The sequence below is a fragment of the Nonomuraea insulae genome, assembly GCF_042656245.1.
This window is the reverse complement of the sequence record NZ_JBHSPA010000023.1, coordinates 273,518-294,231: the sequence shown is the minus strand read 5'-3', so window position 1 is coordinate 294,231 and position 20,714 is coordinate 273,518. Positions and strand designations below refer to the sequence as shown.

At 71.0% G+C, this 20,714-nt stretch carries 20 protein-coding genes and 1 pseudogene; 6 read left to right on the top strand and 15 right to left on the bottom strand.

Annotated elements, in window-relative coordinates; genetic code table 11:
- A pseudogene (locus ACFPZ3_RS19035) lies at positions 1-419 on the top strand (MFS transporter); the annotation flags it as partial.
- A gap of 49 nt (positions 420-468) precedes the next feature.
- Here the strand turns inward: ACFPZ3_RS19035 and ACFPZ3_RS19030 are convergent.
- The 4 genes from ACFPZ3_RS19030 to ACFPZ3_RS19015 all read right to left on the bottom strand — a co-directional run bounded on the left by ACFPZ3_RS19030 (position 469) and on the right by ACFPZ3_RS19015 (position 5,037).
- Entirely contained in the window at positions 469-948 is a 480-nt protein-coding gene (locus tag ACFPZ3_RS19030; protein WP_379515473.1) for a hypothetical protein, read from the bottom strand.
- Positions 949-1,057: 109 nt separating this feature from the next.
- A complete protein-coding gene (locus tag ACFPZ3_RS19025) occupies positions 1,058-1,636 on the bottom strand; it encodes a hypothetical protein (RefSeq protein ID WP_379515472.1) in 579 nt (192 codons plus the stop codon).
- Positions 1,637-1,731: 95 nt separating this feature from the next.
- Positions 1,732-4,707 carry a WD40 repeat domain-containing protein gene (locus ACFPZ3_RS19020; RefSeq protein WP_379515471.1) on the bottom strand — a complete coding sequence of 992 codons (2,976 nt, stop codon included), beginning with the start codon at positions 4,705-4,707 and terminating at the stop codon, positions 1,732-1,734.
- A gap of 54 nt (positions 4,708-4,761) precedes the next feature.
- Positions 4,762-5,037: a hypothetical protein gene (locus tag ACFPZ3_RS19015; RefSeq protein WP_379515470.1), complete on the bottom strand. Its 276-nt coding sequence runs from the start codon at positions 5,035-5,037 to the stop codon at positions 4,762-4,764.
- Positions 5,038-5,192: 155 nt separating this feature from the next.
- On the opposite strand from ACFPZ3_RS19015, the gene ACFPZ3_RS19010 reads away from it, so the two are divergent.
- Together ACFPZ3_RS19010 and ACFPZ3_RS19005 are read left to right on the top strand one after the other, a co-directional pair.
- Complete coding sequence (locus ACFPZ3_RS19010; RefSeq protein ID WP_379515469.1) at positions 5,193-5,525, top strand: metalloregulator ArsR/SmtB family transcription factor; 333 nt, start codon at positions 5,193-5,195, stop codon at positions 5,523-5,525.
- Entirely contained in the window at positions 5,522-6,241 is a 720-nt protein-coding gene (locus tag ACFPZ3_RS19005) for a DUF2071 domain-containing protein (protein ID WP_379515468.1), read from the top strand. Before ACFPZ3_RS19010 ends, ACFPZ3_RS19005 begins: the two co-directional genes overlap by 4 nt.
- Here the strand turns inward: ACFPZ3_RS19005 and ACFPZ3_RS19000 are convergent.
- From ACFPZ3_RS19000 to ACFPZ3_RS18980, 5 genes are all read right to left on the bottom strand, one after another.
- Positions 6,225-6,836, bottom strand: a complete 612-nt coding sequence (locus ACFPZ3_RS19000) for a dihydrofolate reductase family protein (protein ID WP_379515467.1) — start codon at positions 6,834-6,836, stop codon at positions 6,225-6,227. The genes ACFPZ3_RS19005 and ACFPZ3_RS19000 overlap by 17 nt on opposite strands.
- An 11-nt stretch (positions 6,837-6,847) precedes the next feature.
- Positions 6,848-7,312, bottom strand: coding sequence for an SRPBCC domain-containing protein (locus ACFPZ3_RS18995; RefSeq protein WP_379515466.1), 465 nt, complete (start codon positions 7,310-7,312; stop codon positions 6,848-6,850).
- Entirely contained in the window at positions 7,309-7,644 is a 336-nt protein-coding gene (locus tag ACFPZ3_RS18990) for an ArsR/SmtB family transcription factor (protein ID WP_379515465.1), read from the bottom strand. Before ACFPZ3_RS18990 ends, ACFPZ3_RS18995 begins: the two co-directional genes overlap by 4 nt.
- Before the next feature lie 40 nt (positions 7,645-7,684).
- The gene (locus ACFPZ3_RS18985) at positions 7,685-8,776 is read right to left on the bottom strand and encodes an MFS transporter (protein ID WP_379515464.1); all 1,092 of its coding nucleotides are present in this window, start codon (positions 8,774-8,776) and stop codon (positions 7,685-7,687) included.
- Between the two features lie 68 nt (positions 8,777-8,844).
- The gene (locus ACFPZ3_RS18980) at positions 8,845-9,687 is read right to left on the bottom strand and encodes an oxidoreductase (RefSeq protein ID WP_379515463.1); all 843 of its coding nucleotides are present in this window, start codon (positions 9,685-9,687) and stop codon (positions 8,845-8,847) included.
- 115 nt (positions 9,688-9,802) lie between these two features.
- Here ACFPZ3_RS18980 and ACFPZ3_RS18975 point away from each other — a divergent pair, with 115 nt between their 5' ends.
- Positions 9,803-10,345 (top strand): TetR/AcrR family transcriptional regulator, encoded by a 543-nt coding sequence (locus ACFPZ3_RS18975; protein WP_379515462.1) that lies wholly within the window; start codon positions 9,803-9,805, stop codon positions 10,343-10,345.
- A gap of 112 nt (positions 10,346-10,457) precedes the next feature.
- On the opposite strand, the gene ACFPZ3_RS18970 is transcribed toward ACFPZ3_RS18975, so the two are convergent.
- From ACFPZ3_RS18970 to ACFPZ3_RS18955, 4 genes are all read right to left on the bottom strand, one after another.
- The gene (locus ACFPZ3_RS18970) at positions 10,458-11,063 is read right to left on the bottom strand and encodes a response regulator transcription factor (RefSeq protein ID WP_379515461.1); all 606 of its coding nucleotides are present in this window, start codon (positions 11,061-11,063) and stop codon (positions 10,458-10,460) included.
- The gene (locus ACFPZ3_RS18965) at positions 11,060-12,199 is read right to left on the bottom strand and encodes a sensor histidine kinase (protein ID WP_379515460.1); all 1,140 of its coding nucleotides are present in this window, start codon (positions 12,197-12,199) and stop codon (positions 11,060-11,062) included. Before ACFPZ3_RS18965 ends, ACFPZ3_RS18970 begins: the two co-directional genes overlap by 4 nt.
- Positions 12,196-13,281 carry a hypothetical protein gene (locus tag ACFPZ3_RS18960; RefSeq protein WP_379515459.1) on the bottom strand — a complete coding sequence of 362 codons (1,086 nt, stop codon included), beginning with the start codon at positions 13,279-13,281 and terminating at the stop codon, positions 12,196-12,198. The genes ACFPZ3_RS18965 and ACFPZ3_RS18960 overlap by 4 nt, the downstream gene beginning before the upstream one ends.
- A 197-nt stretch (positions 13,282-13,478) precedes the next feature.
- A complete protein-coding gene (locus tag ACFPZ3_RS18955; RefSeq protein ID WP_379515458.1) occupies positions 13,479-13,955 on the bottom strand; it encodes an SRPBCC family protein in 477 nt (158 codons plus the stop codon).
- A 109-nt stretch (positions 13,956-14,064) separates the two neighbouring features.
- On the opposite strand from ACFPZ3_RS18955, the gene ACFPZ3_RS18950 reads away from it, so the two are divergent.
- The gene (locus ACFPZ3_RS18950; protein ID WP_379515457.1) at positions 14,065-14,985 is read left to right on the top strand and encodes an alpha/beta fold hydrolase; all 921 of its coding nucleotides are present in this window, start codon (positions 14,065-14,067) and stop codon (positions 14,983-14,985) included.
- A 5-nt stretch (positions 14,986-14,990) separates the two neighbouring features.
- On the opposite strand, the gene ACFPZ3_RS18945 is transcribed toward ACFPZ3_RS18950, so the two are convergent.
- Together ACFPZ3_RS18945 and ACFPZ3_RS18940 are read right to left on the bottom strand one after the other, a co-directional pair.
- Entirely contained in the window at positions 14,991-16,046 is a 1,056-nt protein-coding gene (locus ACFPZ3_RS18945; RefSeq protein WP_379515456.1) for a LacI family DNA-binding transcriptional regulator, read from the bottom strand.
- A 53-nt stretch (positions 16,047-16,099) separates the two neighbouring features.
- The gene (locus ACFPZ3_RS18940; RefSeq protein ID WP_379515455.1) at positions 16,100-17,458 is read right to left on the bottom strand and encodes a DUF1996 domain-containing protein; all 1,359 of its coding nucleotides are present in this window, start codon (positions 17,456-17,458) and stop codon (positions 16,100-16,102) included.
- Positions 17,459-17,726: 268 nt separating this feature from the next.
- On the opposite strand from ACFPZ3_RS18940, the gene ACFPZ3_RS18935 reads away from it, so the two are divergent.
- Positions 17,727-20,669 (top strand): discoidin domain-containing protein, encoded by a 2,943-nt coding sequence (locus tag ACFPZ3_RS18935; RefSeq protein ID WP_379515454.1) that lies wholly within the window; start codon positions 17,727-17,729, stop codon positions 20,667-20,669.
- Positions 20,670-20,714: the final 45 nt, after the last annotated feature.

Below are 20,714 nucleotides of genomic sequence, written 5' to 3'. Positions count from 1 at the left end.
TCGCCGCCATGCTCCTGCTCACCCGGATCCCGGTGGACGCCGGCTACGTGACCCACCTGCTTCCGGTGATGTTGCTGATCTGGGGAGGCGGGTTCGTGATACCGGCGCTGGCCACGCTGGGCATGTCCGGCGCCAAGGAGAGCGACGCCGGCCTGGCCTCCGGCCTGTTCAACACCACGCAGCAGGTGGGCATGGCGATCGGCGTGGCGGTGCTGTCCACGATGGCCGCCTCCCGTACCGAGGGTCTGCTGGCCGCCGGACAGGGCCGGGCGCAGGCGCTGACCGAGGGCTACCACCTGGCGTTCGGCATCTCGGCCGGGCTGCTCACCGCGGCGTTCGTCGTGGGGCTCGTGGTCCTGCGCCGGCCGGCCGTCCGGTCCGCCGAAGAGCTGGACACGGCCGTCGAGGTCCCCGCCTGAGCGGCTTCCTCCGTTCCCGGCTCCGCGGAGCCGGGAACGGAGACGAACGTCAGAGGGCCAGCGCGGCCATGAAGGCCATGCTGGCCGCCATCCCGGCCGAGCACGCCTCCTGGTTGCGCGTCCTTCGATCCGCGTCCCGCTCGGGCAGGACGCGGATGAGCCGGGCGAAGGTCCAGGCCAGCCCGATGACCAGGGCCACGGCGGCCGGCGACCCGCCCCCGTGCTGGTGCCCGGGCAGAGCGGTCCCGCCGGCCGCCGTCAGCACCAGCAGGATGGGCATGACCACGAAGTCCTGGATGTGATGAGCGGTCTCCGCGCGGCGGGAGGGGGAGCCGCACAGCCAGCCGGCGGTCAGCAGCGCGAGCACCGCGACGGGCAGGAACACGCCGCCCAGATGCCCGGCCGCCATGCCGAGCGCCATGACGACGTGCGGCCACCTCCTGGCGGCACGCGCGGAGGGCAGCAGGGCCGGGGCGAGGGCCAGGACGCAGCCGGCCGATACCGCCACCGTGTGGAGGAAGGCGCCCAAGATGCGCTCCTTGCCGTCGTCGGTGGTTACTCCCCCTCAGGACAAGACAGCTCGGCACGTTGTGACAGGAGCGAGGGGACTGCGCGGGTTCGGTACGACGATGGCAAGCTTAATGATCTGGGATGTCATCAGCACCTGCCGCACCGTAGCGCACCGTGCGGCGGCGGTAGTAGTGCACGGTCAGCAGGGCGAGCAGGGGGCTCCAGGCGGCCAGCGGCCAGTACATGACGTGGAAGATCACCGTCTGCCAGCCGTGCGTGACCAACCCGGTGGGGCTGCCGTCGAGCTTCACGCCGAAGCTGATCATGACCATCGCGTACGGGAAGATCAGCAGCGCGAGCGCGCCGAGGCCGGCGGGGATGACCGCGGCCATGACCGGCACCCGGCGCCCGCGCAGGACCGGCACCCAGCCCGGCCACACCTCACCCCACTCGCTGACCAGTCCGACCGCGAGGAGGGCGGCCGCCTCGCTCACCACGCTGAGCAGCATGATGTACCACCACCCGCCGGCCAGCCCTTCATGACCGCCGGTCGGTGCGGGGCCGAACTCCAGCAGCGGCACATCAAAGACGAGCCCGGCGATGCGCCACAGGCCGGAGGGCAGCACGGCCAGCGGGATGGCATAGGCGGCCAGCACGGCCCAGCGGGGTACGCCTGGCGCGGTCCGGCCATGCAGGTGAACGGCCATGGCAACTCTCCTCGAACGACGTCAACGGAATGACGCCTTCGAGGATCACACCTGTCGCGAGCAGGGCTCATCCCCCTGGCGAGGGAAATGAGCCCTCAGCGCTGGTGCAGCTTGAACCCGTGGAACCCCCGATCACCCGTGACGTAGAGCCGGCTGCCACCGGGCGCCCATACGCAGTCCCGCAGCGGGCTGTCCAGCTTCATCGCGGTCATTACCACCTGCTCGGCGACGTCCCACACCCGCACCTCGCCCTCCAGGGAGACGGTCGCCAGCCACCAGCCGAACGGGCCGACGTCGAGCCCCGTCAGGTATTCGAGCGGCCCGACCAGCAGCCCCTTCGGATCGCCGTTCATGTCCAGGAGCTGGACGTCGCCGGTCGAGGTGGCGGCGGCCAGCCAGTCGCCGGTGGGCGAGACGGTCACGGCGGTCACGTTGTCCAGCGGCCGGGTCCACCTCCGCCGCCGGTCGCCGACGTCCCACAGCGACACCTGGTCCTTGCCGGCCGCGGCCACCCACCGCCCGCCGGGGTCGATGGCCAGGCTCCTGACCGGATCCGTGGTCAGGACGCCCAAGGGCGCGCCGTCGGGCCGCCAGAGCCTGACCCCGTCCTCGTCCCCGCAGGTGGCCAGCCAGTCACCGGTGGGCGAGATCGCCACCACGTCGGTGGCGCGCGGGTGGGCCTGCACGGTCGTCCGCACCGTGCCGTCGCGGTTCATGAGCCAGAGCCTGCCGTCGAAGTCCGTGGCCGCCAGCCAGGTCTCGTCAGGAGAGATCGCCAGGCCGTAGAAGAGCTCGTCGTCGTGATGTGTGTCGAGCGCGCCGCCGTCCCCGTCCCACAGGGAGAGCCCGTCCTCTCCCGTGACCAGCCAGTCGCCGCTCCTGGCCGCACGGACCTTGTGCATGCTGCGCGAACGCATGTGCTCGTCGGGCAGGGGCAGGCCCTCCACCAGGTCCCAGAGCTTGACCGTGCCGTCGGCGCCCGCGGTGGCGAGCCAGGCGCCGTCCCCGCTGACGGCCACGTCCCGGACCTCGCCCAGGTGCGCGGAGCGGTAGGAGACCTGGCCCCCGGGGAGTGAGACGACCTGGAGACCGTCGCCCAGGAACCTGCTGCCGGCGAGCGCGGAGCCGTCCGGCGTCACCGCCATCGGCCCGGTGAACTCATACAGCTCCTCGGAGTCGGGCACCGTGCGCAGCAGGCGGCCCTCCGGGCTCCACAGCCGCAGATCATCGTCGTGCTGGACCACCAGCAGGTCCTGGGAGGGGTGGGCGGTGACGGAGTTCGCCTCGTTGCCGGGGTCGTCGATCCGGCCGCGGGGCAGGCCGTCGCGGCTCCACACGGACACGCCGCCGGCGTCGTCGGTGACCGCCACCCAGGAGCTCTCGGAGCCGATGGCCAGGGTGGGGATGACCCGCAGGTCGACCTTCGCGCTCCAGAGCGCGGTGCCGTCGCGCGACCACGTCATGATCCCGGTGGAGGTGGCCGCGGCCACCCAGGTCCCGTCCGGGGCGATCGCCACACGCTCCACGACGCCGGACGTCCCCGCTCCGGTCAGCACCGCCGTCCTGGTGCCGTCAGGACTCCAGAGGCAGACGGTGCCGTCGTCGCCCCCCGTGGCCAGCAGGCCGCCGTCGGGTGCCACGGCCACTGTGTTGATCATGCCCGTGTGGCCGTTCAGCGTCGCGCGGACGGTGCCGTCGGGGTTCCAGATCCGGGCCGTATGGCTGTCGTCGGCCGTGACCAGCCACCCGTCCGGGCTGATCGCCACCGCCCTGGCCTTTCCCGACGCCATGGGCAGCGTACGCCGCAGCGAAGGGTGGGGCAGGTCCGGCGGCGTCCACAGGCACTCCAGCCAGGCGGTGCCGCGCTCCCGCAACTGCTCCCTGATGTCCGCGGCCACCGCGGGGAAGCCGTGCAGCCTGGCCGCCAGCACGTCGATCTGGTCGAGTGACGTCAGCAGGTGGGTGTTCTGCGCGAGAGCGTGCCGCAACCGTCCGGCCAGGCCGGTGCCCGCCAGCGCCAGGTCCTTCTCGACCTCCTGGAGGCCGTACACCGCCAGTTTGGCGGAGATCCACCAGCCGGAGCACACGAGGTCGGCCACGTCCTGGCCCGCGCTCGTCAGATGGCCGGGCAGGTGGCCGAGCATGTAGTCCCTGTCCTCAGGGGAGGAGTCGGTGTCCGGGCCGCCGCCGAGCGCGCCCAGCAGGTGGTGGTTGGCGGTGGCCAGGCTCTCCCCGGTGAGTCTGCCGCGAGCGAACCGCCTGACCAGGTCGGGCAGGATAATGACCGGCCGGTCAGGGGGCGTGGAGAGCAGGCCGAACACGCTCAGCCCCGCCAGCGTCAGCTCGGTGTCGACCCCGGACAGGCTCGCGCTCTCGTGCCAGAGCCGCTGCGCCAGGCCCTTCGGGATCGTCCCTTCGCCGGCGAACACCGCGAGCTCCATCAGCCGCTCGACGCTCTGGGGCAGCCCGAGGCGGGGCAGCCCTTCGGCGAGCAGGCGGTGGGCGGCCGCCGCTACGGAGGCGGCGTCGGTCACGTCGTGCGCGGGCGGGGTCGTGTTCATGGCGCCGGCCAGGGTGAGCAGCGCGGGCCAGCCCTCCGCCGGCGACGGCACGCGGATGAGCGTGGCGTGATCAGGCAGGATGGCCGCGGTGCGGGTGGTGACCAGCACCGTCGCGTACGGGGCCGACCACGCCGCGGCGAGCACCAGCCGGGGGCTGGTCAGGCCGTCCAGGACGAGCAGCCCGTCGCCCGGGGCGGTCACGGTGGCGAGCATCTCGTCCCGGCCGGGCATCGTCTCGGTGTCCGGCTCGTCGCCGAGCTCCATGATCCGCTCCGTCAGGAGCCCTGTGAGTCGCTCCGGCCGGTCGCCGCCCACCGTGAGCCACGCGACGCCCTTGTGGAAGCGGTCCACCACCCGCCGGTCGGCGCAGGCGGCGGCGGCCAGCGCGGTCGTGCCGAACCCCGCGGCCCCGTCGATCTCGGGGACGAGCGCGACCACACCGCTCTCACCGTTGATGAGCGCCGCGACCAACTGCTCCAGCTCGGGACGCTCGATCCAGTTCTCCACCATGATCAGTACGACGATCTCCTGACATATGCGGTTCCGCGTTTGTCGAGGCGGCGATCAGGCCGAGACGAGGGACACCACCAGGTAGGCGGGAACACCGATCACCACCGTCGCCCATCCGGTGGTGAGGGCGATCCCCAGCCCCCGCCGGCACGGTTCCGCCGAGTCCGCGAGCCTGACGGAGGCGATGATGCTCGCGACGAAGACGGCCGGCAGGCCGCCCACCAGCAGCCACGGGTGCTCCATCGCGGAGGCCAGGCCGAAGATGACGTAGATGAGGAGCGCGCCCCAGTTTCCGACGGTGAGGGCGAGGAGGGTCGCGGTGACGGCCACTAAACCGGCAGTCGCGCCGAACCAGAAGCGAGCCCGCGATGATGTCCTGTTCACCATTTCTACCCCCGTGCCGACTGGTGCGACCAACGGTATGATCACTGATCGGCAGGTATTTAGCAAGATAGCTATTTAGCTATCGTGCTATGGTTCGACCCATGACGGACCTCACGGACGAGGCCGGTGTCTTCCGGGCGCTCGCCGATCCCACCCGCCGCCAGATCCTCGAAGACCTGCGTGACGGTGAGCTCTCGGCAGGGCAGATCACGAGCCGGTTCTCCATCAGCGGGCCATCCATCTCCCGCCACCTCGGCGTCCTCAAGGGCGCGGGCCTGGTCACCGAGCGCCGTGACGGCAACCGCATCCTGTACACACTCGCCGAAGAGCGCCTGGCCACCTGCGTCGGCCGATTCCTCAGCGCCGTGTGCCCCGAACAGATCGTCCTGCGCCACACCAAGTGGCGCCACACGCCGGAAGGCGAGGAAGCGTGAGGCAACCCCGCCTGTCCAGCGTCGTCGAGCGGCGCCTCCTGGTGAACTACCGGCTGGCGCCGGACATCGCCGCCCGGCTGCTGCCCGGCGGGCTCCGTCCGCAGCTCGTCCGCGGTCATGCCGTCGCGGGCATCTGCTTGCTGCGCCTGGGGGACGTGCGGCCGGGCTGGGCGCCGAAGGCCCTGGGCATGCGCAGCGAGAACGCCGCCCATCGCATCGCCGTCGAGTGGGACGGCCCGGGCGGAGTCGAGAGCGGCGTCTACATCCCGCGCCGCGACACCGCCTCGCTGCTCACCACCTGGGCCGGCGGGCGACTCTTTCCCGGCGAGCACGGCCGGGCCGACTTCGAGGTCCGCGAGACGCCCGGCGAGTTGCACGTCGCCTACGCCACCCGCCGTGGCGGCACCCGCGTGGACGTGACCGTCGAGGTGGCCCCCGAGCTGCGGGGCAGCGAGCTGTTCGACGATCTGCGACAGGCGTCGAGCTTCTTCGAGCGCGGCGCCAAGGGCTTCTCGCCCACGGCCGCGGGAAGGCTGCAGGGTATGGAGTTGCACACGCGCTCCTGGCGGCTGGACGCCTGCCGAATCGTCTCCGCGCGGTCGTCGTTCTTCGACGGTTTGCCGCGGGGGAGCGCGACGCCGGACTGCGCGCTCGTCATGCGCGACGTTCCCGTCACCTGGAGCCCGCTCCCGGCCGCGCCTACCGGAGGTTCGTGACGCCTTCGTAGTCGCCGACGGTCGCGGCGCCGGTGACCTCGTACTCGAGGAGGAGCAGGCCGCGCGTCGTGGCCTCGTGCCGGACGAGCCGCAGGCCGGTCGCCGTCGCGGGGTGGGTGAGCAGGCGGCGGCCGGAGCCGAGGACGGCGGGCGCCACGACGAGCCGGAGCGTGTCGACGAGCCCCATCGACAGCAGCGCGCTGCCGAGGCGGGCGCTGCCGTGGACCTGCAACTCGCGTCCCGGCCGCTGCTTCAGCTCGCCGACCGTCCGCGCGGGGTCGCCGCGCAGCACCGTGGTCGGCGCCCAGGTTCCCGTCTCGATCGTGTTCGACACGACGTATTTCGGCAGGGAGTTCATCCGCTCGGTGTACGGGTCGTCAGGGTCGGTGATCGCCGGCCAGTCGCGGGCGAACGCGGTGTACGTCCGCCGGCCGAACAGCAGGCCGTCGGCGTGGTCGAGCCATTCCGACGTGCGTCGGACGAAGGTCTCGTCCATGTGCGGCACGAGCCAGCCGCCCCTGGTGAAACCGTCGCTCGTGTCCTCGGCGGCCGAACCCGGGCCCTGGCTCACGCCGTCGAGGGTGACGAACTCCATGACGACGACCTTCATCGTTCGGCCAGCCGGGTGAGCTGGTCGGTGGTGGTGCCCCAGCCCTCGGCGAAGCCCAGCTCGGCGTGCAGGGCGCGGGCGGCCGGGTCGCCGTGGCGCACGATGATCCGGTAGTCGGTGCCGTCCGGGTGGTCCCGCAGCACGACCTCGGCGGTCATCGCGATCGGCGCGGGGCTCGCGGGACGCCATCCGCTGTCGATCGCGTTGCTGAACACGATCCGCTCGTACTCGTCCACCACGAGGAAGCACGCGTCCAGATGCGGGACGAACGTGTCGCCGTCGTCGCTCATCCGCGTGACGAACGCGCCCCCGGGCCGGACGTCGAGGCGCTCGACGCGGCAGTGGGTCGGGGCGGGAATCCACCATTGCGCCAGTTTGGCCGGATCGGTCCACGCGTCCCACACGTGCTTGCGGGGGGCGCGGATGAGCCGGTCGATGCCGAGATCGAGTTCGGGATTCACTGTTCCTCCTCGGGAGTGGTGACGAACCGCTCCAGGCGATCGGTGCGGTCCGTCCAGATGCGGCGCTGGTCGGCGAGCCAGTCCTCGATGAGCGCGAACCGCTCCCGGTTGAGTTCGCAGGTGCGCACCCGGCCGGACTTCGCCGTGCGGATCAGGCCGTTCGATTCGAGCATCCGTACGTGTTTCATGAACGAGGGCAGGGTCATGGGGGTCTCCCTGGCGAGGTCGCCGACGCTCGCAGGCCCGTGCCCGAGCCGACGGACCACCGCGCGCCTCGTCGGGTCGGCGAGTGCGATGAACACGCCGTCGAGCACGTCCGAATACTGTGCCATAAGGCTAAGTATTAACCCGGCACAACACTTAGCGCAAGGGCTAAGTGTTGTCGCCGGAAATCACGTACTCGCTGATCCGCCCGTTGCGACGGTGGGCCCGCACCAGGGGGATGGCGGCCGCCAGGGAGAGGGCCGTGCTGACGGCCAGGCCGGGGAGCAGGGTCAGAGGACCGGGCCTGGAGCCGGCGAGCCATTCGGCGGGCCCCTCCAGGAGGTCTCCCGCCGCGCCGGCCAGCGTGGCGACGGCGAGCAGCAGGCCACTGACCCGGCCCAGCAGCCGATCGGGGGTGATCGCCTGGCGGTGGCTCGTGAGGGCGATGAAGACGATGATCGCTCCGGTTCGCGGGACGATGGTCCCGGCCAGGTACCAGAGGTGCCCCCACTCCGTTCCGGTGAGTGCGAGGAGCAGGGCGAACGGCTCGGTCACCAGCACGCTCACCCAGGCCAGGCGGAAGGCGCCGAGCCTGCGGTGGAGCAGCATGGCCAGCAGGGGCGCCAGGAGGAACGAGGCGTAGGCCGGGTACGTCATTATCTCGCCCACCGACAGGCCGCCCGTCAGGCTCGCCACCTCTCGTGCCTTGGTCGCCGTCTCGACGGTGACCTCCGCGAACAGCTCCGACATCACGAGGTACAGGGCGATCGCCCGCAACGCCGGCTCCCGTGCGGTGCAGCGGACCCCCTCCGCCGCCTCCCGCCAGAACCCGCTCCTGGGCGGCGGCGGTTCCTCGTCGGCGCGTACCAGGCGGAATCCCAGCGCCGCGCAGAGCAGCAGCGCGCCGGCGAAGATCAGAAGGCTCCCGTCGTCGCTGTCCAGCAGGGACGACAGCGGCGCGAGCGCGAGGAAGAGGACGGCCGGCATCAGGTACAGCAACACGTTCGCGGGAACCAGGCGCTCGCGGCCGGCGACGGCCGGGAGACATGTCTCCACGCCGATCGGCGCGAGCGCCCCCAGGGCCGTCGTCGCCATCAGCACGGCGACGACATGTGGCCCGCCGACCCCGCCCAGGCCGTCGGCGGCCGAGACGGACACGGCCGCCGCCGCGCACAACAGGGCCATCGCCATCATCACGGTGCGGCGGCTGCGTGCCCGGTCGAGGAGCACTCCGAGGGGCAGCCCCAGCAGGACGAGCATGGCGACGTCGCCTTGCACCCCGCGCCGCGCCCCATGTGAACGTGACGAGCCGGGTCGCGTATCCGGGCCTATCGTTCGTCGGTGGGGTAGTCGGCCGAGCGGCTCACGTCGGCCCACTTGACGGTCTCCGCGGCACGGATGTCCGCGGCCTTCTGGGCGGAGGCGACGGCGTCGCCGCCGAGCAGGAGCCGCCTCGGCGGATCGTCGGCGCCGACCACGTCGATGATGATCTCGGCCGCGCGGGCCGGGTCGCCGGGCTGGGTGCCGTCGCTCTCCCGCCGGTAGCGGTGGATGGCGCCCACCGTCTCCTCGTAGTCGGGGCCGACGGGGTGGATCTCCATCGAGGAGCCCTGCCAGTCGGTACGGAACGCGCCCGGCTCGACGATGACGACCTTCACGCCAAACGGCGCGACCTCGCTGGCCAGCACCTCGGAGAAACCCTCGACCGCGAACTTGGCGCTCTGGTACGCCCCCATCCCCGGTGTGCCGCCCACGCGCCCCCCGATGGAGGAGAACTGCACGAAGACCCCCGACCGCTGGGCGCGCAGGACGGGCAGCGCGGCCCGGGTGACGTTCACGACGCCGAAGAGGTTGGTCTCGATCTGGGCGCGGAAGTCGTCTTCCGCCATCTCCTCGATCGGCGCGCTGTTGGCGTAGCCGGCGTTGTTGACGACCACGTCGAGGCCGCCGAAGGCATCGACGGCCGCCCGCACCGCGCGGGTGGCCGCGGCGGCGTCGGTGACGTCCAGCGCGACCGCCCGCAGTTGTTCGCCGTGGCGTTCCGCCAGGTCACGCAGGTGTTCGGGGCGTCGTGCGGTGGCGACGACCTGGTCGCCCGTCCGCAGCACGGCCTCGGTGAGGTGGCGTCCGAAGCCGCGCGACGCCCCAGTGATCAACCATGTCCTTGCCATCGGTCGTTCCTCCGCTCGATCTAACTGCCTCAGCAATGTAGCACTTGCATCATTCTCTTTCATTCCGCTGTGGCAGAAGTCTCTCTATCCGCCACGTAGCCGGTACGCTGAATGCGTGAGAGCAGACGCGACACGCAACCTGGAACGTGTCCTGAGCACGGGCGCCCGCCTGCTCGCCGACGACCCCTCGGTGAGCGTCGCCGCCATCGCCGCCGCGGCGGGAGTGGACCGCCGCACGGTCTACCGGCGCTTCGCCTCCCGCGAGGAACTGCTGGCCGCGGTGTACCAGGCGCGGTACGACGCGGTCGAGGAGGCTATCGCCGGCGCGAGGTTGCGCGAGGCCCCGGTCGCGGTCGCGCTGCACCTCTACGTCGAGGGGATCATCGCGGTCAACCGCAAGTGGCCGGTGGAGACGAGCCGGATGCTCGCCGAGGAGACGATCCGCGAGCGTCGCCAGGGGCTGATCGACGAGGTCGGCCTCTTCCTGAGGCGCGCCACCGACGACGGCCTGCTGCGGTCGGACCTGCCGCCCGGCTGGGTGGCCACGCTGCTGCCGCCGCTGATGCTGCACGCCGCCGAGGAGTTGTCCGAGCTCAGCGCCGCACAGGCCGCCGATGTGGTGGTCGACACACTGCTGCGGGGTGTCGGCGTCCCCTAGGCCGGGCCTCTCTCCCGACGCGCCCCAGCTCGCTCTGACGTCAGAGTCAGCTCCCGTTGCAGGAGACACTCTGAGGTCAGAGCGGGTCCGCGTCTGGGGAGATGTTCTGAGGTCAGAGCCAGCCCGCGTCGCGGGAGATGCGGATCGCGTCGATCCGGTTGCGTGCGCCGACCTTGCTGATCGCGTTCGACAGGTAGTTGCGCACGGTGGCCTGCGACAACGACAGCTGGGTGGCGATCTGCGCGGTGCGGATGCCGGACGCGGCGACGCGCAGCACCTCGGTCTCCCTCGCGGTGAGCGGGCTGCTGCCGGTCTCCAGCGCGGCGGCGACCAGCTCGGGGTCGATCACCCGCTCGCCGCGGGCGATCCGCCGGATCCCGTCGGTGAGGGTCTGCGCCGGGGCGTCCTTGACGATGAACCCCTTCACATGGACCTTCAGCGCGCGCAGCAGATTGCCGGGCTGGCTGAGCCCGGTCAGCACGAGCGTGCGGCAGTCGGGCAGCCGCTCGAACAACTGCTCGGCGGCCGACAGGCCGTCCAGCCCCGGCATGTCGATGTCGAGCACCGCGACGTCCGGGCGTACCCGGAGGGCGGCGGCCAGCACCTCGTCGCCGCGCTCGATCTCGGCGACGACCTCCATGTCGTCCTCCAGCGACAGCAGCGCGACGAGGGCCGAGCGGATCATGTGCATGTCCTCGGCGATCAGTACGCGGATCACACGCCCCCCTCGGGAACCTCGACCGACAACAGGAAACGGCCGTCGTGGACGGCGACGGCCGAGGAACCGGACGCCGCGCGGGCCCGCTCGGCCACTCCGGCGAGCCCCGACCCCGTGCCCGCGACACCGCGCACGCCGTCGTTGACGATCTCCAACCGTACCGTCCCGCCGTCGCGGGAGACGGTGATGGCGCAGGTCCTGGCCTCGCTGTGGCGCAACAAGTTGGTGGTGCCCTCGCGGATCGCCCACGCCAGCGCGTTGTGCGCGGGCCCGGGCAGCGCCGGCAGGCCGGCCACGTCGAGCCGGGTCTCGACCCCGGCGGCGCCGAGCAGGGCCGCGGCCCCGTCGATCTCGGTACGCAGCGACACGGACAGCTCGTCACGGGTGATCGCGCGTACGTCCCTGAGCGCGTCGCGGGCCACCCCGGTCAGGCTCTCGACCTCGGCGCGGGCGGCGTCGGTGTTCTTGGCGAGCAGCCGCAGCGCCAGGTCGCCCTTGAGCGAGATCGCCGACAGGCTCTGGCCGAGCAGGTCGTGCAGATCGCGTGAGACCCGGATCCGCTCCTCGCCGACGGCGGTGGTGGCCAGCTCGGCCCGGGTGGCGTCCAGCTCGTTCAGCAGCAGGACCAGCCGGGCCCCGGCGACCAGGGCTCCGGCGAACACCATGAAGCCGATCACCGGGTACATGCCCAGGAGCAGTGCCTGCGGGACCGCCTGGGTCCCGTCACGCAACATGGTCGACACCTCCATCAGCGGAGCGTGCAGGATCTGCGCCGCGGCCGCCACCGGCATCACCGGGCCCCGCAGCAGCATGACGATCGAGGCCAGGGCGAAGATGCTCAGGCTCTCCCATTGCGAGCCGAACCACCACAGGGGCACGTTCGCGAGCAGCAGGAGAGCCGTCAGGCTCCAGGGCCAGCCCTCCGGACGTTCGCCCCGGGACGCGGCCAGGCTGTGACGGAGCTGGAGCGCGAGACCCGCGGCGGCAGCCAGGATCGCGACGACCGGGTCGCCGGCCTGACCTTCCATGCCGATGGAGACGTAGGCCGGAATCTGGGCGGCGAAGGGGATGTGCAGCGCGATGAACGGTCGTTGCGGATGCCGCAGCACCCAGGGCGGCGGGATCTGCGGGATCATGCCGGCACCTCGATCGTCTCGGTCGTGTCGTCGGCACGGACCTTCAGCAGCACCCGGCCGTTCGCGACGGTCACGGTGATCGTGCACGCGCCTGCCCCGTCGGCTCGCAGCAGGCGGGTGACCGTCGCGCGCAGGGCCGCCCGGGGTTGCGGTGGGATCGTCTCGGGGATGCCCAGGCGGGGCAGCTCCAGGCGGGTCTCGACGCCCGCCGCGGAGAGCAGGGTGGCGGCCGTCTCCAGTTCGGCGCGCAGCGACGGCTGCCGGTAGCCGCGCACCCGCCGCCTGGCCTCGGCCAGCGTGCGCCGGGAGTCGTCGGCAAGCCCGCTCAGCTCCTCGGCCAGCCCCGCGGGCACGCCTCGTGCCGGTCCCGCGGGGGCACTTCGTTCCAGGTCCGCGGGTACGCCTCGGGCCGACTCCGCGGGGGCGCCTCGTGCCAGCTCCGCTGTGGCGCGCTCGCCGCGGGCCGCGATCGACTCCAGCGCGCTGCCGAGCGTACGGCGCAGGTCGTCGTCGATGCGGCGCCGCTCCTGCGCGACCGCCTGCTGGGCCAGCACCTCCCTGGCCGTCTGCAGCCGGGTCAGCGCCGCGGCGAGCCAGACGAGCAGCAGCAGCGCCCCGCCGCCGCACATCACCGAGAACGCCAGCCACGGCGCCGACCGCCACGGCAGGTCCAGCAGCAGGGCCGCCGGCGCGGCCACGGCCGTCAGCGTCACGAAGATCACGTACGACCACGGCGCGGGCAGCACCAGCAGGGCCGACACCACGAGGCCGGCGTACGACCGCGGCCACATGTTCCCGGCCAGAGGTGTGACGCCGAGGACGATGACGGCCATCGCCGTGAACGTCCAGAGGGCGGCCGGCGGACGGACGGCGTGCGCGGCGTACCAGACGTGGCGCAGGTGCAGCGGGAGGTAGGCCGCGGTCGCGGCCATGCTCCACAGCCCGTTGCGACTGTCGCTGCCCTGGTAGCTGAACGCCAGCGTCACCTGCAGCAGCGGCAGCAGAGCGCTGCACGCGACCGCGGCGACCGGCGCCAGCCGGAGGACGCGGTCGGACCGCCAGAACTCCGCCACTCTTCCCACCGCCTGTCCACGTGCTCCGGCTGACCAGGGTAGGCGGCCGGGCCTGGTGGCGGAACCGACCCTCAGCTGGGGCCTGGCCGGGGCGAGCGGCAGAGTCATGGGCGCTCTCTCTTCCTGCCGGGCTCAGCCGGCGGACGCCGCGTACCGCAGGAGCATGTCGCCGGACCCGTTGCGCGACGTGACGAGCTCGGGCATGGTCAGGCGTCGATCACTTTGCCGAGGTTGGCCAGCTCGTTGGCCCGCCCGGCCGCCAGCCTCTCGGTCCACTCCTCGTCGTGCATCGCGTCCGCGCTCATCGTGACCCGGGTCCCGCTGCTCTCCGGCCGGATCTCGACCACGGTCAGGAAGTCGTACGGGTCCACACCGGGGATGAAGTCGGCGAGCGAGCTGTAGGAGAGCCTGGACGGCTCTTCCACCTCGACGAACGTCTTGCGGGACTCGGTGCTCAACGGCAGCCCGGCCCCCTCCATGAACGCCACCTGCTCCGGCGCCGTCGCGGTCATGGTGTAGATGAGCTCGCCGCCGGGACGCAGGTCCAGCTTGCTCACCTGCACGGTGAACCCGTCGGGCGCCCACCAGGACTCGATGCCCTCGGCGGTCGTCCACAACTGCCAGACGCGCTCCGGCGTGGCGGAATAGGTGTGCTCAAGCCGCACCGCGGGTGAGGTCTCCATCGGTGGTTCCTCCAGGGGTGGTTGGGAGGGCTCCAGCCTGTACCCGGGGTTCATCGGCAAACAGATGCAAATGTCATCAGGGAACCGATGAATTACCCGGCCCGGGCCCATGCGCAGCGATGGCGGGATCGTTGCCCGTGCATGGGCGGGCGCGGGGAAGGTGTCAGCACAGGGGGATCTGATGGAACTGACACACAAGCGCGCCGAGACCAACGGGGTCCGGCTCCATTACGTCACCGCCGGGTCGGGGCCGACCGTCCTGTGCCTGCACGGCTGGCCGGAGACGCATCGCGAGTACCGGGTCATCATCGAGCGGCTGGGCCACCGATACCGTTTCATCGCCCCCGACCTGAGGGGCTTCGCCGACAGCGACAAACCGTTCAGCGGATATGACCCCAGGACGATCGCGGCCGACATGCTGGGCCTGCTCGACGCCGAGAAGACGGAGCACTTCCACATCCTGAGCCATGATCTCGGGGGGCCGGCCTCCGTCGCCCTCGCCTATCTGGCGGCGGAGCGCGCCTTGTCGCTCTCGACGATGGAAACGCCGTTCTTCGGCCTCGACTATCCCGGTTATGTGGATCCTCGTGCGGCGTACTGGCATCTCGCGATGCACATGAACATGGACGTCACCCGGTTCCTCGTCGAGGGACGCGAAGAGCAGTATCTGAGGCACTTCTTCCGGGATTTCGCCTACGACCCGACCGCGGTGCCGGAATCGGAGATCCAGGCGTACGTCACGCAGATGCGTCAGCCTGGCAATCTGCGCGCGAGCCTCAATCTCTACGGTTCCATACCGCAGGCGGCCGAGCAGACGAAGGAACTGACCGTGGAGAAGCTGACCGTGCCGATGATGGCGTGGGGCGGCCGATCGTCGTTCGGATCCCACTGCTTCGACAGCGCGAAGGCCATCGCGGCGAACGCGCGCGGCGGCGTCATCGAGGAGTGTGGTCACTGGGTGTTCCAGGAGCGCACGGACTTCGTCTGCGCGCAGCTGGATCGCTTCTGGGCTGAGCGACCCATGCCGTGAGCAGGTCAGGCGGACTCGCGGGTGACGAGGACGGGGTCGAAGATGACCGAGGAGGGCAGCCGTCTCGGTTGCTCGACGTGGGCCAGCAACAAGCGGGCCATCTCGGCGGCCATGTCCTCCACGGGGTGACGGATGGTCGTGAGCGGAGGGCGGCAGGCGGTCGCCGCGCTGCTGTCGTCGAAGCCGACCACGGCCACGTCCTCCGGCACCCGGCGGCCGTGGTGCCGCAGCGCGAGCAGGGCCCCCTGGGCCATCAGGTCGTTGGCGACGAACAGACCGTCGAGGTCTGGATGCTCGGCCAGCAGGCGTTCCATGGCCGTCTCGCCGCTGTGGTGGGTGAAGCCGCCCTCGGCGCAGGGGATGTAGGGGTGACCGTGCACGGCCATCGCGTCCCTGAAGCCGGTCAGGCGGGACTGGCCGGCCGGCACGTCGAGGGGCCCGGAGATCGTCGCGACGCGGTGCCGGCCGCGGGCGACGAGATGGTCGGCGGCCAGCCTCGCCCCGGCCCGGTGGTCGACGTCGACGTAGGTGATCGGGATCGGCTCGGCCGGCCTGGCGAAGAGCACGGCCGGCACGTGGGCCTCAACGAGGAGCCGGGGGAGTGGGTCCTCCGCGTGGGTGGAGACCAGGAGGGCCCCGTCGGCGTTGCCGTGCCGCAGGTGGGTGAGGACCTGGGCGTGCATCTCCGCGGTCTCGGCGAACATCAGGATCGGATGGATGCCACGGGGGCGCAGGAAACTGACGATGCCGCCGACGACGCGGCCGAAGAACGGGTCGTTGAAGACCTGGCTCGGAAAGGGGGCGTCCGCGCCCTCGCCCCCCGCGCCGGAGACGACGAGCGCGACGGTTCCTGTGCGGCGGGTGACGAGGGAGCGGGCCGCGTGGTTCGGGACGTAACCGGTGGTGGCGATGGCCTGTCTGACGGTCTCCTGGATCGCGGGGTCGACGTTGCGGATGCCGTTGATCACCCGGGAGACCGTGGCCCTTGAGACTCCCGCCGCGCGGGCCACGTCTTCCAGGGTGATGGATGAGCCCGATGACGGCGAGGGAGCTTGCCTCATCAGACTTTTATAGCACAGAGATTGGAGAGCGCTCTCCGGGCTGTTGGCAAGGGTCAGGGAAGCTCGAAGTTCGGGGTGAGGGCGGCGCCGCGGTGCGGCTTGTACAGGTCGTAGCCTCGCGGGTCGCACTGGAGGCCGCCGTTGATGCAGTGCGTCACTAGCGCGTCGAGGATCGCCAGGTTGTCCCAGGCGTTGAAGAAGTCGTAGTGCCAGGTGTAACCGCGGCCGCTGGCCAGACGGGCCTGGGACAGGTCGCCGTCGGCGGGGAAGGCGATCTTGAATTCCAGCATCGGCACCGCCACCGGGTGACTGGCCGGGCAGTAGCCGGCGGCCGGGTAGGACATGTGGCTCTTGTGGTCAGTGCTGTCCAGATGGACCCCGTCCCAGCAGCTCGGCGACTGGTAGCGCACGTTCACCTGGGTGCCCGACGCGCAGGAGCGCGGGATGTCCCAGCTGTGCGAGATGTCCCCGCACTCGAAGCCCTCCACGGCGCCGGGGGAGTCGCGGAACTGCTCCAGGGTCGCGGACGGGCTGCCGACGACGAAGCGCAGGCCCTGGGGGAAGGGCTGCACGCGCCAGTACTCCAGGATGCCGGACTTGTAGTAGATGACCTGGTTGCCGGTCGGCTGGATCAGCTGGTCGCCCTTGTAGAAGCTCGGGAACCAGTAGGCGGAGCGGTCATGCGGGTTGGTGCACGAGGTTCCGCCGCCGAGGAGCGAGGAGCCCGTGCTGTGCGCGTTGGTCGTCCGGTTGCCGACGAAGGTGTGCATGTGCGAGGCGCCGGGCAGCCCCGGATAGACGATCGGGTCGTCGGGCCGGTTCGCCGTCCACGAGCAGTTGGCCTGGAACTCGTGGTGCGTCACCTCGTCGGTGAACGTCGGCTTGGGTCTCGGCGTGGTCGTGGAGCCGCCGGTGCCGTAGACCTGCATCTCCCAGAGGGAGTAGCCGTAGCCGGTGGCGCGGGTGGTGCCGTACATGCGTAGGTAGCGGCCGGTGGCGGTGATGGTGAGGGTTTGGGTGCCGCCGGTTGCTGTGGTGGTGGTGTAGGCGTCGCTCCAGGTGGCGGCGTCGTTGGAGGTCTGGAGTTTGTACGCCTTGGCGTAGGCGTTCTCCCAGGTCAGTACGACCCGGTTGATGGTCGCGGGGGCGCCGAGATCGACCTGCAACCACTGCGGATCGGCGATGGCGCTCGACCAGCGAGTGCTCTGGAGGCCGTCCACGGCGGCGCCGGCGCTGTAACCTCCGCCCTCGACGGAGGAGGCGGTCGCAGGACGGCCCTGCGAGAGCAGGCTGTCGGCCGCGACGGCGGGGACGACGGCGGTCAGGACGGCCGCGACCATCGCGACCGTGGCGGTCAGTGCGGTGAGCACCGTCCGCGCGTGGAGCCGGGCTGGACTTCGGGAAGGGTGCATGGTCTCTCCTCCGACGGGGGGTCGCCTGTCGGAGAGCGCTCTCCAGCAAGGGTGACTGCCCGGGCGATCCGTTGTCAAGCGGGAGAGCGCATTTCGGGCTTGTGAGCAGGAAGTTTCGCCGTGGTGAAGAAATGGGTCTTGACGCCGTCCCTTACCGGGAGGAATCTCCTCTACGGAGAGCGCTCTCCCGCCGTGCTCGCGGCAGGCACCATCGTGGCTAGGAGAGGTCGTGCGTCCAAATCGCAGTCCCGGCTCGTACCGGTTAGGCGTGATCATCGTCGCTCTGGCGGCCCTGGTCGTGTCCGTTCTGGCCTTCCCCGGCCCGGCGGCGGCCGACAGCCTGCTCTCGCAGGGCAGGCAGGCGACGGCCTCGTCCACGGAAGGGGCCGCCTACGGTGCGGCGGCGGCGGTCGACGGAGACCTGACGGGCACCCGGTGGGCCAGCTCGTTCAGCGATCCGCAGTGGTTGCAGGTCGATCTCGGCGCCCCCGCGACCATCAACCGGGTCGTACTGACCTGGGAGAACGCCTACGCCAAGGCGTACAAACTCCAGACCTCCAACGACGCCGCCACCTGGAGCGACGCCTACACCACCACCACAGGAACCGGCGGCACCCAAACCCTCACCATCACCGCCACCGGCCGCTACCTACGCATGTACGGCACCACCCGCGCCACCGGCTACGGCTACTCCCTCTGGGAAATGCAGATCTACGGCACCAGCGAGACCCCCGGGGACCCGTGGACCGAGGTGTGGCAGGACGACTTCACCGGCCCGGCGGGCACCTCGCCGTCGGCCGCGAACTGGCTCCCGCGCACCGGCACCTCCTACCCGGGCGGGGCCGCGAACTGGGGCACCGGCGAGGTCGAGACCATGACCGCCTCGACCGCCAACGTCTTCCTCGACGGCGCGGGCCACCTGAACATCAAGGCGATCAAGGACGGCGCGGGCAGCTGGACCTCCGGCAGGATCGAGACCCAGCGCACCGACTTCGAGCCGAGACCGGGCGAGCTGCTCAGGTTCAGCGCCCGGCTCAAGCAGCCCGACGTCGCGAGCGCCCTCGGCTACTGGCCCGGATTCCGCGCGACCGGCGCCGCCTACCGGGGCAACTACACCAACTGGCCGGGCGTCGGCGAGACCGACATCATGACGGGCGTCAACGGGCGCGACCAACTCGCCAACACCCTGCACTGCGGCACCGCCCCCGACGGGGTGTGCAACGAGTACAACGGCCGCACCAGCGGCTTCGCCACCTGCGGGGGCTGTCAGAGCGACTATCACGAGTACGCGCAGGTCATCGACAGGACCAAGACCGACGAGGAGATCCGCTTCTACCTCGACGGGAGGCAGACGTGGGTCGTGCGCGAGAGCCAGGTCGGCGTCACCGCCTGGAAGGCCGCCGTCCATCACGGCTTCTACCTGCGCCTCGACCTGGCCATCGGCGGCTCCCTGCCGAACGCGATCGCGGGCGTCACGACGCCGTCCGCCGCCACGACCTCCGGCGGCGTGCTGAGCGTGGACCGGATCGCGGTCTCCAGGCAGACCGGCTCCGTCCCCGCCGCGATGAGCGACCCGCCCGTACCCGTGGGGCCGAGCGTCGTCAGGGTGACCGGTGGCCAAGGCGACTGGCGGCTGACGGTGAACGGCGCTCCGTACCTGATCAAGGGGATGACCTACGGCCCGCCGCAGGCCGCCGCCGACGGCTACATGCGGGACCTGCAGGCCATGGGGGTCAACACGATCCGCATCTGGGGCGTGGACGACACCCACACCCCGGCCCTGCTGGACACCGCCGCCCGGTACGGCATCAAGGTCGTCGTCGGGCACTGGCTGAACCAGGGCGCCGACTACGTCAACGACACCGCGTACAAGACCAGTGTGAAGAACGAGATCGTCGCCCGCGTCAACGCCCTGAAGAACCGCCAGGGCGTGCTGATGTGGGACGTCGGCAACGAGGTCATCCTCACCATGCAGGACCACGGCCTGCCTGCCGACGTGGTCGAGCAGCGGCGGGTCGCCTACGCCAGGTTCGTCAACGAGGTGGCGGCGGCGATCCACGCCGCCGACCCGAACCACCCGGTCACCTCGACCGATGCCTACACCCAGGCCTGGACCTACTACAAGGCCCACTCCCCGGCGCTGGACCTGCTCGCCGTCAACTCCTACGGCGCCATCGGCACCATCAGGCAGGACTGGATCAACGGCGGCCACACCAGGCCGTACATCGTCACCGAGGCCGGCCCCGACGGCGAGTGGGAGGTGCCGAACGACGTCAACGGCGTCCCCGACGAACCCGGCGACCTGCAGAAGCGGGACATGTACACCGCGAGCTGGAACGCCATCAGAGGCCACGCCGGTGTGGCGCTCGGCGTCACCGAGTTCCACTACGGCCTGGAGAACGACTTCGGCGGCGTCTGGCTCAACACCACGCCCGGAGGCTGGCGCCGGCCCGGCTTCCACGCGCTCAAGCGCGCCTACACCGGTCAGGCCACGGGCAACACGCCGCCGGAGATCACCTCGATGACGGTCGGCTCGCAGACCGCCGTGCCGGCCGGTAAGACGTTCACCGTCCAGGCCGCTGTGTCCGACCCGGACAACGACCTGATCCGCTACAACCTGATGCTCGGCGACAAGCACATCACCGGCAACCGCGGCCTCACCAACGCGCGGTTCACCCAGACCGGCCCCGGGACGTTCTCGGTGACGGCGCCGGAGACGATGGGCGTGTGGAAGGTGTACGTCTACGCCTTCGACGGTCAGGGCAACGTCGGCATCGAGCAACGATCGTTCCGCGTGGTGCCGCCGGTCATCGCCGGGACCAACCTCGCCCGCGGCAAGCCGACCACCGCCTCCACCTCCCAGGCGACCGGCGACGGCGGCCCGTTCACCCCCGGCCGGGCCACCGACGGCAGCTTCACCTCCCGCTGGGCCAGCGAGTGGGCCGACGCGCAGTGGATCCAGGTGGATCTCGGCCAGAGCAGCGCGATCAGGCACGTCCAGCTCGGCTGGGAGGCCGCCTACGGCGCGTCCTACCAGCTCCAGACCTCGGCCAACGGCACGGACTGGGCGAACGCCCACACCACCACCAGCGGTGACGGCGGCTTCGACGAGATCGACCTGAACGTGTCCGCCAGATATGTCCGGCTGAACCTCACCCGGCGCGGCACCGCGTACGGCTACTCGTTGTGGGAGTTCGGCGTCTACGGCTGACCCGGCGCGACGACGCGGGACCTGAGACACCTGCCGCTCCGCGGA